The sequence below is a fragment of the Paracoccus sp. (in: a-proteobacteria) genome (genome assembly GCF_035556475.1).
GTDB lineage: Bacteria > Pseudomonadota > Alphaproteobacteria > Rhodobacterales > Rhodobacteraceae > Paracoccus.
The window spans coordinates 1-12,411 of the sequence record NZ_DATMFA010000038.1; the positions used below are offsets into that span (position 1 = coordinate 1).

The 12,411-nt window shown below is 63.4% G+C and carries 15 protein-coding genes and 1 tRNA gene; 11 read left to right on the plus strand and 5 right to left on the minus strand.

Annotated elements, in window-relative coordinates; all coding sequences use genetic code 11:
• The first annotated feature begins 133 nt into the window (after positions 1–133).
• The 3 genes from VNQ78_RS04860 to VNQ78_RS04870 all read left to right on the plus strand — a co-directional run bounded on the left by VNQ78_RS04860 (position 134) and on the right by VNQ78_RS04870 (position 2,080).
• Entirely contained in the window at positions 134–421 is a 288-nt protein-coding gene (locus tag VNQ78_RS04860) for a hypothetical protein (protein WP_325687171.1), read from the plus strand.
• Positions 422–669: 248 nt separating this feature from the next.
• Positions 670–1,869, plus strand: a complete 1,200-nt coding sequence (locus VNQ78_RS04865; RefSeq protein ID WP_325687173.1) for a polysaccharide pyruvyl transferase family protein — start codon at positions 670–672, stop codon at positions 1,867–1,869.
• A 13-nt stretch (positions 1,870–1,882) separates the two neighbouring features.
• The gene (locus VNQ78_RS04870; RefSeq protein WP_325687175.1) at positions 1,883–2,080 is read left to right on the plus strand and encodes a hypothetical protein; all 198 of its coding nucleotides are present in this window, start codon (positions 1,883–1,885) and stop codon (positions 2,078–2,080) included.
• Here the strand turns inward: VNQ78_RS04870 and VNQ78_RS04875 are convergent.
• The gene (locus tag VNQ78_RS04875) at positions 2,077–2,499 is read right to left on the minus strand and encodes a hypothetical protein (RefSeq protein WP_325687177.1); all 423 of its coding nucleotides are present in this window, start codon (positions 2,497–2,499) and stop codon (positions 2,077–2,079) included. The two genes, VNQ78_RS04870 and VNQ78_RS04875, sit on opposite strands and share 4 nt — an antisense overlap.
• A gap of 213 nt (positions 2,500–2,712) precedes the next feature.
• Here VNQ78_RS04875 and VNQ78_RS04880 point away from each other — a divergent pair, with 213 nt between their 5' ends.
• The gene (locus VNQ78_RS04880; protein ID WP_325687204.1) at positions 2,713–2,979 is read left to right on the plus strand and encodes a DUF2312 domain-containing protein; all 267 of its coding nucleotides are present in this window, start codon (positions 2,713–2,715) and stop codon (positions 2,977–2,979) included.
• Positions 2,980–2,981: 2 nt separating this feature from the next.
• On the plus strand, positions 2,982–3,179 hold the full coding sequence (locus VNQ78_RS04885; RefSeq protein WP_325687179.1) for a helix-turn-helix domain-containing protein: 198 nt from the start codon (positions 2,982–2,984) through the stop codon (positions 3,177–3,179).
• A 64-nt stretch (positions 3,180–3,243) separates the two neighbouring features.
• Here VNQ78_RS04885 and VNQ78_RS04890 read toward each other — a convergent pair.
• Both VNQ78_RS04890 and VNQ78_RS04895 read right to left on the minus strand, forming a co-directional pair.
• Positions 3,244–3,328: transfer RNA gene (locus VNQ78_RS04890), tRNA-Leu, on the minus strand.
• Positions 3,329–3,414: 86 nt separating this feature from the next.
• Positions 3,415–4,899 (minus strand): NAD(P)H-hydrate dehydratase, encoded by a 1,485-nt coding sequence (locus VNQ78_RS04895; protein ID WP_325687181.1) that lies wholly within the window; start codon positions 4,897–4,899, stop codon positions 3,415–3,417.
• A 189-nt stretch (positions 4,900–5,088) separates the two neighbouring features.
• Between VNQ78_RS04895 and VNQ78_RS04900 the strand changes: the two genes are divergently transcribed.
• Positions 5,089–5,427 carry a P-II family nitrogen regulator gene (locus VNQ78_RS04900; RefSeq protein WP_311758684.1) on the plus strand — a complete coding sequence of 113 codons (339 nt, stop codon included), beginning with the start codon at positions 5,089–5,091 and terminating at the stop codon, positions 5,425–5,427.
• Between the two features lie 82 nt (positions 5,428–5,509).
• The gene (gene glnA, locus VNQ78_RS04905) at positions 5,510–6,916 is read left to right on the plus strand and encodes a type I glutamate--ammonia ligase (protein WP_325687190.1); all 1,407 of its coding nucleotides are present in this window, start codon (positions 5,510–5,512) and stop codon (positions 6,914–6,916) included.
• An 89-nt stretch (positions 6,917–7,005) separates the two neighbouring features.
• Here the strand turns inward: glnA and VNQ78_RS04910 are convergent, their stop codons facing one another.
• Together VNQ78_RS04910 and VNQ78_RS04915 are read right to left on the minus strand one after the other, a co-directional pair.
• Positions 7,006–8,067, minus strand: a complete 1,062-nt coding sequence (locus VNQ78_RS04910; RefSeq protein ID WP_325687192.1) for an alkene reductase — start codon at positions 8,065–8,067, stop codon at positions 7,006–7,008.
• Between the two features lie 107 nt (positions 8,068–8,174).
• Positions 8,175–8,960 (minus strand): DUF3445 domain-containing protein, encoded by a 786-nt coding sequence (locus tag VNQ78_RS04915; RefSeq protein WP_325687194.1) that lies wholly within the window; start codon positions 8,958–8,960, stop codon positions 8,175–8,177.
• 77 nt (positions 8,961–9,037) lie between these two features.
• Between VNQ78_RS04915 and purB the strand changes: the two genes are divergently transcribed.
• The 4 genes from purB to VNQ78_RS04935 all read left to right on the plus strand — a co-directional run.
• Positions 9,038–10,354: an adenylosuccinate lyase gene (gene purB, locus VNQ78_RS04920; protein WP_325687196.1), complete on the plus strand. Its 1,317-nt coding sequence runs from the start codon at positions 9,038–9,040 to the stop codon at positions 10,352–10,354.
• Positions 10,355–10,412: 58 nt separating this feature from the next.
• Positions 10,413–11,441 (plus strand): flagellar motor switch protein FliG, encoded by a 1,029-nt coding sequence (locus tag VNQ78_RS04925; protein ID WP_325687198.1) that lies wholly within the window; start codon positions 10,413–10,415, stop codon positions 11,439–11,441.
• An 81-nt stretch (positions 11,442–11,522) separates the two neighbouring features.
• A complete protein-coding gene (locus VNQ78_RS04930) occupies positions 11,523–11,666 on the plus strand; it encodes a hypothetical protein (protein ID WP_325687200.1) in 144 nt (47 codons plus the stop codon).
• Positions 11,667–11,818: 152 nt separating this feature from the next.
• A partial coding sequence (locus VNQ78_RS04935) for a type I glyceraldehyde-3-phosphate dehydrogenase (RefSeq protein WP_325687202.1) occupies positions 11,819–12,411 on the plus strand: 593 nt, incomplete at its 3' end.

Below are 12,411 nucleotides of genomic sequence, written 5' to 3' on the forward strand. Positions count from 1 at the left end.
CGCAGACTGAAGCCCTGGGGAGACAGGATGCAGAACAGATAACTTAGCGACCATGATATGGGAACGCGCAGGCACGAAATCAAGGAGCGGCCAATCTTAAGATGCCTTCCCCTTCCTGACCTCGGACGGGGCGTTGAAATCGAAGGGCGTCAGCTCACTGGATGATGCAGAAGCTATACCATTCGCGACAGCCGTTATCGTTGCAGCCCGACAGGCCGACGGTAAGAAGCGTCAAGATCAGGATCGTTTTCATGATCAGAAGATGGCGGCTTGGGGCAAACCCGTCCAGCCCGATTCCGATATCGCTATGACGCGCCTGCGCTTCGCCGATCTTCTTTCCCGGGTGCGCGCGCTGATCTGCTCGGACGTGATCTGCCGGGTCAGGTGGCTGCCCGGGATCCCCGAAGCAGGATGCTGCTGATCCTCTTGCGTCGTTTCAATGCCGCCATGCCACCAGCGGCGTGGTCAGATGTCGGGCAAAGCGGCAGCGCGGGACGAAGGATCGCGACGAACGCTCTGACCGGACCGATCTGGTTGACAATGGCAGCCGCTCCCGCCCCTATCCGCGCTGTTGTTGCCCGGAAATTCTGGTGTCTAGCCCTCTACTTCAGTGTATGGGCTCAGCAGCGGAAGAAAATGAAAATCTTGCTTCAAGTATAGGAACTACAAATGAAAGTTGGCCTGCTCTGGGAAACCAAGGATCCCGGCTTCTATTCGAACGCGGACTTCGCGACCCTCTATCGGCAAATCGGGCATAACAACGGCAATCTGGCCTTCGTCCATGCCATCAAGAAACAGATCGACGCCGATTTCACCCACTTTTCCTGGAGCACCCGCCCCGATCGGATCAACAACGAGGTCGATGTCCTTGTCATTCCCTGCGCCAATCAGCTCGGGAAACACACCGACCTGACCAATGCCGCCGCCATCATCGCGAAGGTCGAAAAACCAGTCATCGCCATCGGGCTTGGCGCTCAGGCCAAGGACTTGGAGGCCGACATCGAGTTGACACCGGGGACGCGCGCTTGGCTTGACGCCCTTATCGAGAATGGTCAGCGCCATGGCGTTCAGAACATCTACACCCGCGGCCCCTACACCTCCGAGCAAATCCGTAAGCTGACCGGCGCGGAAACGCTCGCCAACGGCTGCCCGACCCATTTCATGAACCCGCGTTCCGATCTGGGTCGCCGCATCCAGAATAACTGGGATGCGAACCCGCTGCCCCGAAGCATCGCGGTGGCGGCAGGACACGAAGCCTGGGCCAATATTCGCCAAATCGAACAGCAGCTCATTGCCATGATGATGGATCACGCCTTCCCTGGCGTCTATATCGTCCAGTCCATGGCCAGCATGATCAAGATTTCACGGGATCTTTTCGACGACATGGAGCCAGAAGCTCTTGAGCGGGTGCGCAAGCACGTCCTGCCGCACTACTCGACCGAGCTTTTCAAGGCATGGACGCACGCCTACGCCCGCTCCTATTACGATGTCCCTGCATGGATGGACGAGCTGCGCCGCCATGATCTGCTGATCGGCCCGCGTTTCCATGGCGCCCAGCTCGCCATCCAGGCAGAGCGCATGGCGTGCACCATCACGATCGACACCCGGACCGAGGAAATGTGCCGCGAGACCGGGGTGCCGTACCTGCGCGGAGCCGATCTGAAAGAACCGCTGACGCGCACCAGCCTCAAGAAGCTGATCAAGTTCGATGGAGAGAAATACGACGAATACCGGTCGATGAAATGCGCACGCTATGTCGATTTCCTGACCTCTGCCGGACTCAAGCCCGCAGCCTACCTCCACGACATTGCCGCTGCCAGCCGGGCAAAGGCACCGGCCCAAGAAGCTGAAATGGCCGAGATCGCCTGAAGGGCTGCGCCTGATGTCTCACCATGTCGCACTCCATGTCGGCCACATCATCGGCGAAGCAGATACCGAAGATGAGGCTAAGCAAGTCTGTTTGCGCGAGGGCTTTACCCCGCTGGGCAACGTGACGTTTGCAGATAAGGATCTCGGCCCCGAGATCCTTAAATATGAACCAGATGGCCGTGGCGTCTGGATCGTCGATTGTGATCTCTAAGACGCGGCCAGTTCCTGCGCCTTCGTGACACTCAATGAAACTAGCCTGCTCGTGTGCATCATCTGTACGATGGGCAGGCGACGTTCTTCCCTGACTGGAATCCGCGTACCCAACTGAAGCATCTTCGTCGGAGCCACACCCTCTGGTGGCAAGGTGGTCAGGACAAAGCGATTCACGCCCTTGCTGGGCCGCAAGTCGAATGTCAGCATCGCCATCAGGAATTTAAACGCCGGCTTGACCAGCGCCCAAGGTTTCCCAGCCAATGTGATCGAGGGCGTCTGGCGCGAGGACGAAGACGGCGAGTGGACTTGGGATGCCTTCGCCAAGAACGTGCAGGTCAGTTGCTGCGGCAACAGCGTCTGCCCGCCGCTCACTGCCGTCATCCCTGAGGCGCCCAGCGCGACGTCCAGCCTCGCCATGACGATGGATCACATCATGCCGAAATGCCTGGAGAGCACGCGGACGGCCCCCTGCTGCCCCCCTGCAATCACATCAAGGCCGACCTGATCCCCGACGAACGGGACAGGTGGCGCGCCGATCACCTCGAGTGGTGGCCATTTACCCGCGAAACCGGCCCGATCAGCATGGACATGATGAAGGAGGCGCTGGAGAAGGTGTGCCGCGGGCCGAAAATGAAGGATCCCGACTGGAACGGACACAACAGCCGAGCCTTTGGGGTCGCAGCCGGCGAGCTTCGCCAGTTCATCGAACAGTTCGAGCGACTCGAGGCCGAGAAGAAGGACGTGGCCGAGCACCAGAAGGAGCTGATGGCCGAAGCCAAGGCACACGGATACGACACCAAAGTGATGCGGAAGGTCATCGCGCTGCGCAAGTGCGACAAGGACGACATCGCCGCGGAAGAAGTTATCCCCGAGATGGATACGCTAGGGATGGTGTGATCATGGCTGCCGTCGCATATTCCTCGATCCAACCGCTCCTGTTACGCAACACGCAGGTAACGCTGATGCTGGGCGTTCACCGCAACAAGGTCTGGAACAGGGTCCGGGCGGGTAAGTTCCCGACGCCCATCAAATGGGAGGGAATGACCGTTTGGCACCGGAAGGACGTGGAAAATTTCGTTGAGGCTCTGGCGGGCTAGCTGGCGGGTCGGGCCGGGGCGTCGAACAAAACGACCAGAAATCGCTGGCGTTTCGTTCTAAAAATGGTGCGGGTGGAGGGACTTGAACCCCCACGCCTTGCGGCGCCAGAACCTAAATCTGGTGCGTCTGCCAATTTCGCCACACCCGCATCCGCCCGCGCGCCGAACCGGTGCCGCGGGGTTTCGGCGTCATAGCAAAGCGGCCGTCGGGATGCGAGGGGGAAAATGCCGCTCCTCAGCCGGCGAGGCTGCGAAACACCGCTGGCAGAGTCTCCGGCAGATCCTCGGCGATCAGGCCGGGGCCAAAGAGGCGCGCCGCCTCGGCATGGATCCATGCACCGCTATGGGCGGCCACGAAGGCCGGAAAACCCCGCGCCATCAATCCGGTGATCAGGCCCGAGAGGACGTCCCCCGACCCGGCCGTCGCAAGCCAGGGCGCGGCATCCGCGCCGGTCGCGGAACTGATCACGGCCTGCCCGCCCGGCTCGGCGATCACCGTGTCCGGGCCCTTCAGCAACACCACGGCACCCGCCCGTGCCGCCGCCTGCCGGGCAGCGTCCAGCCGCGAAAAGGCAGGCCCCCGCGCCGGGGCGTCATTGAGCCTGCGGGCGAGATCGGGAAAGAGGCGCGAGAACTCTCCGTCATGCGGGGTCAGGACCACGTTCTCATGCAGGTGGCTGAACAAATGCTCGGGGGCCTCAGCAAAGGCGCTGAGCGCATCGGCATCAAGGACGGTCGCACGCCGCGCCTCCAGCGCCGCCGGCACCAGCAGGACCGCCCGGTCGATGCCAAGCCCCGGACCAAGGCAGAGGGCGTTGATCCGCGCATCCCGCAGGCGTCGGGTCAATATGTCCGCCCCGGCAAGCGGCTCGAGCATGATCGCGTCGAGTCTTGCGGCATTTTCGGGCAGCGCCTCGGGCGGGACGGCCAGCGTCACCAGCCCCGCCCCCACGCGCAGCGCCGCGCGCGAGGAGAGGCGCGCCGCCCCTCCCCTTGTCGGACCGCCGCCGAGGATCAGGGCATGGCCGTGATTGTACTTGTGCCCGCCGCGCTTCTGCAGGCCCGGCTGGGGTCCGGCGGGACAGACGGCCTTTCCCGCGGCATCGCTCCACGGCTCCAGCCCGATATCGCGGCACTCGACCGTTCCGCTGAGCTCGCCGCCCTCGGCCAGCACATGGCCCAGCTTGCGACGGTGGAATGTCACGGTCAGCGCGGCCTCGGGCAAGGTCTGCCGGCCAAGGATCCTGCCGCTGTCGGCGCAGATCCCGCTGAGGATGTCAACCGCCGCGATCGGACAGCCGGAAGCGGCTATCCCTCTGAGAAGGCCCGCGATTTCCGGGGCGAGCGGGCGCGATATTCCTGTCCCGAAAAGCGCGTCGATGCAAAGGCCGATCCCCTGACCGGGAACCGGCGACGCCTCGCCGATCCCGACCGTCTCGCCCCGCCAGAGGGAGGCGGCGCCCTGCGCCTCGATCGTCGCGGGCGCCGCCAGCGCGGCGACCCGGACCGGCCAGCCACGCGCGGCAAGATGGCGCGCGATGACATAGCCGTCGCCGCCATTGTTTCCCGGCCCGCAAAGGACCAGCGCAACCCGTCCGCTGGCGGTGAAATCGGGCCAGAACCCGGCGATCGCCGCTGCGGCGGCCGTTCCCGCACGCTCCATCAGGCTGCTTCCCGTCTCCACCCCGGAGGCGATCGCGGCGGCTTCCACCAGGAGCATCTGTCGAGTCGTCAAAATCGGGGATCGGTCGCCCATGATCGTTGCATATCCTTTGGGCTTCTTGCACAATAATAGCGCAGTTGAAGCTGTTTCGGCGTTTCCATGCCGCTTTCCCCATCATGCCGGATGGACGATCCCTATCAAACCCGCCAATCAGGTCGCAGGCAAGTCGCGAGGAAGGATCAGGCGATGAAGAAAGTCGAAGCCATCATCAAGCCCTTCAAACTGGATGATGTGAAAGAAGCGCTTCAGGAAGTGGGCGTCCAGGGCCTCTCGGTCACCGAAGTCAAAGGCTTTGGCCGTCAGAAAGGTCACACCGAACTCTACCGTGGCGCCGAATATGTCGTCGACTTCCTGCCCAAGGTGAAGATCGAGATGGTGCTGCCCGACGATCTGGTCGAGGTTGCGGTCGACGCGATCATCTCGGCCGCGCGCACCGAGAAAATCGGCGACGGCAAGATCTTCATCATCCCGGTCGAGCAGGCTATTCGCATCCGCACCGGCGAAACCGGCGACGACGCGGTCTGATCCCGACTGCCCCCTGCGGCATAACGAGTTTTTCCACCCCGGCCGCGGCGGCCGGGCCGACTGAATGGAGGAAGGAAATCCAATGAAAGTCAAAGACGTTCTGGATCTGATGAAGGACGAGGAAGTCGAATATGTCGACATCCGCTTCACCGATCCCAAAGGCAAGCTGCAGCATGTGACGCTGGTCGCCGATCTGGTCGACGAGGACTTCTTCGAGGAAGGCTTCATGTTCGACGGTTCCTCGATCGCCGGCTGGAAGTCCATCGACCAGTCCGACATGAAGCTGATCCTGGACCCCTCCTCGGTCTATATCGACCCCTTCTATGCCGAGAAGACCCTCTGCGTGCATTGCAACGTGGCCGAACCCGACACGGGCGAGCCCTATTCGCGCGACCCGCGTGGCACCGCCGTGAAGGCCGAAGCCTACCTCAAGTCCTCGGGCATCGGCGACACCGCCTATTTCGGCCCCGAGGCCGAGTTCTTCCTGTTCGATGACGTGAAATACGCCATCACCCCGCAGAAAGTCTCGTTCGAGATCGACTCGTCCGACGCGGCCTGGAACACCGACACCGTCTATGAAGGCGGCAACCTCGGCCACCGCGCGCCCCATAAGGGCGGCTACTTCCCGGTGAACCCGGTCGATGCGGCCCAGGACATCCGCGGCGAGATGCTCTCGACCATGAAGCGCATGGGCATCAAGGTCGACAAGCACCACCACGAGGTCGCGACCGCCCAGCACGAGCTTGGCATGATCTTCGGTGGTCTGGTCCAGCAGGCCGACAACATCCAGAAATACAAATACGTCATCCACAACGTGGCTGCCGCTTACGGCAAATCGGCGACCTTCATGCCGAAGCCGATGAAGGGCGACAACGGCTCGGGCATGCACGTGAACATGTCGATCTGGAAAGACGGCAAGCCGCTTTTCGCCGGCGACAAATATGCCGACCTGAGCCAAGAGGCGCTGTATTTCATCGGCGGCATCCTGAAGCACGCGAAGGCGCTGAACGCGCTGACGAACCCCTCGACCAACAGCTACAAGCGCCTGATCCCCGGTTTCGAGGCTCCGGTCCTGCGCGCCTATTCGGCCCGCAACCGTTCGGGCTGCGTCCGTATTCCGTGGACCGAGTCGCCGAAAGCCAAGCGCGTCGAGGCCCGCTTCCCCGATCCGGCCGCGAACCCCTACCTGGCCTTTGCCGCTCTGCTGATGGCCGGCCTTGACGGGATCAAGAACAAGATCGATCCGGGTCCGGCTTCGGACAAGGACCTCTACGATCTGCCGCCGGAAGAGCTGGCCGAGATCCCGACCGTCTGCGGTTCGCTCCGTGAGGCGCTGGAAGAGCTTGAGAAGGACATGGACTTCCTGCTGGCCGGTGACGTGTTCACCCGCGACCAGCTTGAAGGCTATATCAAGCTGAAATGGGAAGAGGTCTATGCCTATGAGCATACCCCCCACCCGATCGAATACGCGATGTATTACTCGGTCTAAGTCCGAACAGGGACAGTTGGGAAAGGGCGCCGAAAGGCGCCCTTTTTCATTGCTTCATTGGCCGCCGCAGGGGACCGGGCTGCGCTGCTTCAGGCCAGTTCTTCGGCCAGCGGATAGTCGGTGTATCCCTTGGCGCCGCCGACATAGAAGGTCGAGAAATCGACGTCGTTCAGCGTCAGCCCGTCACGGAACCGGCGCGGCAGGTCGGGGGTGGCGATGAAGTCGCGACCGAAGGCCACGGCATCGGCCCGGCCATCCTCGACCAGCTTTTCCGCGACGTCCTGGGTCATGCCCTCATTCGCGATCACAACGCCGTCGAAGGCGGCCCGGATGTCCTCCAGCACGCTGTCCTCGGCCAGATGCTCGCGCACGCCGAGGAAGGCGATCCCGCGCTGCGCCATCTGCCGCGCCACATGCGAGAAGAGCGCGCGGGGGTCGCTGTCGCTCATGTCGTGGCTGTCGCCGCGCGGGGCCAGATGGACCCCCACACGATCCGCGCCCCAGACTTCGATGACCGCATCGGCAATCTCGTTGAGGAAGCGGGTGCGGTTCTCGATCGAGCCGCCATAGGCGTCGGTGCGGTGGTTGGTGCCGTCCTGCAGGAACTGGTCGATCAGATAGCCATTCGCGGCATGGATCTGCACCCCGTCGAAACCGGCGCGCTTGGCGTTCTCGGCCCCTTGCCGATAGGCGGCGACGATTCCGGGGATCTCATCGGTCTCAAGCGCGCGCGGGGTGACATAGTCGCGTTTCGGGCGCACGAGGCTCACCGTGCCCGCGGGTTTGATCGCGCTTGGCGCAACTGGGGTCTGACCGTCCAGAAAAACCGGGTCCGAGATCCGGCCGACATGCCAGAGTTGCAGGAAGATGACCCCGCCCTTGTCATGGACCGCCTTTGTCACCTGCTTCCAGCCCTCGACCTGCGCGTCATTCCAGATGCCGGGAGTATCGGCATAGCCCACGCCCATCGGCGTAACGGCGGTCGCCTCGGACAGGATCAGCCCCGCATCCGCCCGCTGGGCGTAATATTCGGCCATCAGCGCGTTCGGCACGCGATCCTCGACCGCGCGGCTGCGCGTGAGCGGCGCCATGACAATGCGGTTCTTCAGCGTCACCGCGCCCAGCTTCAGGGGATCGAAAAGCGTCGGCATCGTTGTGCCCTCTTTCGTAGATTGCATGTTGTCAGAAGTTGTGGCCGCCGCAGCGTTACCGCAATCAGCGCCCGCTGCAAGGCAGGGTCACGCCCAGTGCATGGCTTTCACGCCGCCTCGCGGATCGGGAACTCTGCCAGCGTCACGCGCTGCTCCTCGCTCAGATCCTCCTCGCGGATAACTGAGGTGTGGATCGAGAAGACGACCGCCCCCGTCTCTGGCAATCTGAACAGGCATTGCCGCTCGACCCGGATGAAGGGCAGCGGGCCTTCGGGGGCGCGGCCCTGTTCTTCGGTTCGAGGATTGTGCAAAGGCGCGTTCGAGTGATGCGCCGTTCCCCGCATCATGCCGACCCCCGGCCGGATGCCGTCCAGAAGGCGCTGGACGCGCTTGCCGATATCCTCGGTATATTTCGGGACCGGCTTGTGAATGCGCATCATCGGGCGCATGAACTTCTGCGCCAGCGTCCAGCCCGCCGGAAAGCAGAGGATCGCGCCGCCAAGGACATGCTCGCCCTCGGGGCCGGGAACCATCAGGCACAGATCCTCGGCCACCAGCCGGCCCAGCGTCAGCAGCGGCTGGCTGCGATCCGCGCGGACAAGGCCGCCATCGGGACGCCGGATCACCTCGCCCATCGCATAGCCGTGCTGGGGCAGCAATTGCAGGATCCGGTCGTAAAGCTCCTCTGCCGCGGGAAGGCAGTCGGCGGACAAGCGATGCACCGCGTCGGTCTGCTCCAAGATCAGCTTTTCGCGCAATTCCAACTGCTTGGAAAAGGCATCGTCCTGCAAAAGCCATTCACCCTCGGTCACGGGAACCGTTCCGGGCATCCGCCGCGTGCGCGGATCGACCCATGGGGCAAAGGCAAGGCGGCGCTGAAGTATCTCACTCATCCCGCCATCATGCGCAAGGCGCGGTTGCGGGCAAGGGGTCTTGCGGCTAGAACCCCGGCAAATACGAGGAGTTTTCGATGATCCCGCGCTATTCCCGCCCCGAAATGGTTGCCATCTGGTCGCCCGAAACCAAGTTCAGGATCTGGTACGAGATCGAGGCCTATGCCTGCGACGCTCAGGCCGATCTGGGCGTGATCCCGCGCGAGAATGCCGAAGCGGTGTGGAAAGCCAAGGATGTCGAGTTCGACGTCGCCCGCATCGACGAGATCGAAGCCGTCACCAAGCATGACGTCATCGCCTTCCTGACCCATCTGGCCGAGCATATCGGCGCCGAGGAAGCGCGCTTCGTCCATCAGGGCATGACCTCCTCGGACGTCCTCGACACCACGCTGAACGTCCAGCTTGTCCGCGCCGCCGACATCCTTCTGGCCGACATGGACAAGGTGCTGGCCGCACTGAAAAAGCGCGCTTACGAGCATAAGGACACTGTCCGCATCGGCCGCAGCCACGGCATCCACGCGGAACCGACCACGATGGGCCTGACCTTCGCCCGCTTCTATGCCGAGATGGATCGCAACAAGGCCCGCCTGATCGCCGCGCGCGAGGAAGTGGCGACCGGCGCGATTTCGGGCGCGGTCGGCACCTTCGCGAATATCGATCCCCGCGTCGAGGAGCATGTCTGCGCGAAGCTCGGCCTCAAGCCCGAGCCGATCAGCACCCAGGTCATCCCCCGCGACCGCCACGCGATGTTCTTCGCGACGCTGGGCGTCATCGCGTCGTCGATGGAGAATGTCGCCATCGAGATCCGCCACATGCAGCGCACCGAGGTGCTGGAGGCCGAGGAATTCTTCAGCCCCGGCCAGAAGGGTTCGTCGGCGATGCCGCATAAGCGGAACCCGGTCCTGACCGAGAACCTGACCGGCCTCGCCCGCCTCGTCCGCATGGCCGTCGTCCCGGCGATGGAGAACGTGGCGCTCTGGCATGAACGCGACATCTCGCACAGCTCGGTCGAGCGTGGCATCGGTCCCGACGCAACCATCACGCTGGATTTCGCGCTGAACCGTCTGGCCGGAGTCATCGAGAAGCTGGTCGTCTACCCCGAGAACATGTTAAAGAACATGAACAAGTTCAAAGGCCTCGTCATGTCGCAGCGCGTGCTGCTGGCGCTGACGCAAGCGGGCGTCAGCCGCGAGGACGCCTATCGCCTCGTCCAGCGCAATGCGATGAAGGTCTGGGAACAGGGCGCCGACTTCAAGACCGAGCTTCTGGCCGATCCCGAAGTCACCGCCGCGCTTTCCCCCGCCGAGATCGAGGAGAAGTTCGACCTTGGCTATCACACCAAGCATGTCGACACGATCTTCGCGCGTGTCTTTGGCGAAAACGGCGCGCATTAACCGCCTGTTCGGCATTTGATGACAGGCTGCCCCCAGAACTGGAATCGGGGGCAGTCGCATGACGCCAAATCCGGCGCTCAGCGCCAGGCAGAAAGCCGCGATCATCGTGCGCCTCGCATTGGCCGAGGGCGAGGATATCGACCTCGCGAAGTTGCCCGCCGGGGCGCAGACCGACCTCGCGCAGGAAATGGCGATGATGGGGCTGGTCGACCGCGAGACGAGGAATGCGGTGATCGCCGAATTCTGCGACCGGCTTGAGGCGGTCGGCCTCAGCTTTCCCGGCGATATCGACGGCACGCTGGATCTGCTGGACGGCCATCTCTCCTCGGATACCAGCGACCGGCTGCGCCGCCTCGCCGCGCTGAACGGCACCGGCGATCCCTGGAACCGGATCGCGATGCTCTCGCCCCCCCTGTTGGCCGAACTGGCGCGGACCGAGTCGGTCGAAATCGCGGCGGTGATGTTCTCGAAACTGCCGGTGCCGCGCGCGGCCGAGGTGCTGGGCCTGATCGACCCGGACCGGTCGCGCCAGATCGCCTATGCCATGTCCCTGACCGGGGTGATCGAGGCGCCGCCCCTGCGCCGCATCGGCATGGCGCTGATCCGCGCCGCCGATGCCATCCCGCGGCCCGCGATCGAGGGCAAGGCCGAGCAGAAGGTGGGCGCGATCCTGAACGTGACCTCGGCCCAGACCCGCGACAACGTGCTGGCCGGCCTCGACGATCAGGACGCCCGCTTCGCCGATGAGGTGCGCAAGACCATCTTCACCTGGATGAACATCCCCGCCCGTGTCGATCCAAGGGACATTCCGCGCATCATCCGCGAGTTGGACCCCGCCATCCTGATCAAGGCCCTCGCCGGCGCCAGGGGACAGGACCGCGAAACGGTGGACTTCCTCCTTCGCAGCCTGTCAACGCGCCTCGCGGAATCGCTGAGGGATGAGGTCGAGATCCTCGGCAACGTCCCGGCCAAGGATGCCGAGGGCGCGATGGACACGGTCGTCGCCACGATCCGCCGGATGGAAGCGGCGGGCGATCTGTTCCTGATCGCAACCGGCGATGGCGAGGATGCGCCGGCCAGCGACTGACCGGGACTTGCCCCCCGCGCCGCTCTGCCCTAGCTCTGGCCATGGGTCATGCCCGACCCGCCACCGGCAACAGGAGGCCCAATGACCAACGCCATCGCCATTGGCCTCGGCCTCGTGATTCTCGCGTTCTTCCTGATCGACGCGCTGTTTCTGCACATGAACATGCCCCTGTTCCTCGCCAAGCAATTCGCGGTGCTGGTCGAATATGTAAGCTTCTGGCGCTAACGGCCGAGGCCGGCGGATTTGCGCGCGCAGTCAAGGCGCTAACATCGCGATTTCAGAAAACTTTCGTCTGGATTGGCGGCCGAGCCATTTGCATTCCCCGGCAAATCCGCGCTATCTGCCAGCCGAACATCCATCAGCGACGGAGAACCCCCATGGCGGTTAAGGTGGCAATCAACGGTTTCGGCCGGATCGGCCGGAACGTGCTGCGTGCAATCATCGAATCGGGACGCACTGATATCGAGGTCGTCGCGATCAACGATCTCGGCCCGGTCGAAACCAACGCGCACCTGCTGCGCTACGATTCGGTCCATGGCCGTTTCCCGGCGAAAGTGACCGTCTCGGGCGATTCCATTGATGTCGGCCGTGGCCCGATCAAGGTGACGGCGATCCGCAACCCGGCCGAACTGCCCTGGGGTGATGTCGACGTCATCATGGAATGCACCGGCCTCTTCACCTCGAAGGAAAAGGTGCAGCCGCATCTGTCGACCGGCGCCAAGCGCGTGCTGATCTCGGCCCCCGGCGACAATGCCGACAAGACCATCGTTTTCGGCGTGAACGACAACACGCTGACCAAGGATGACCTCGTCGTCTCGAACGCAAGCTGCACGACGAACTGCCTCTCGCCGGTCGCCAAGGTGCTGAACGACACGATCGGCATCGCCCGCGGGTTCATGACCACGATCCACAGCTATACCGGCGACCAGCCGACGCTGGACACCATGCACAAGGATCTCTATCGCGGCCG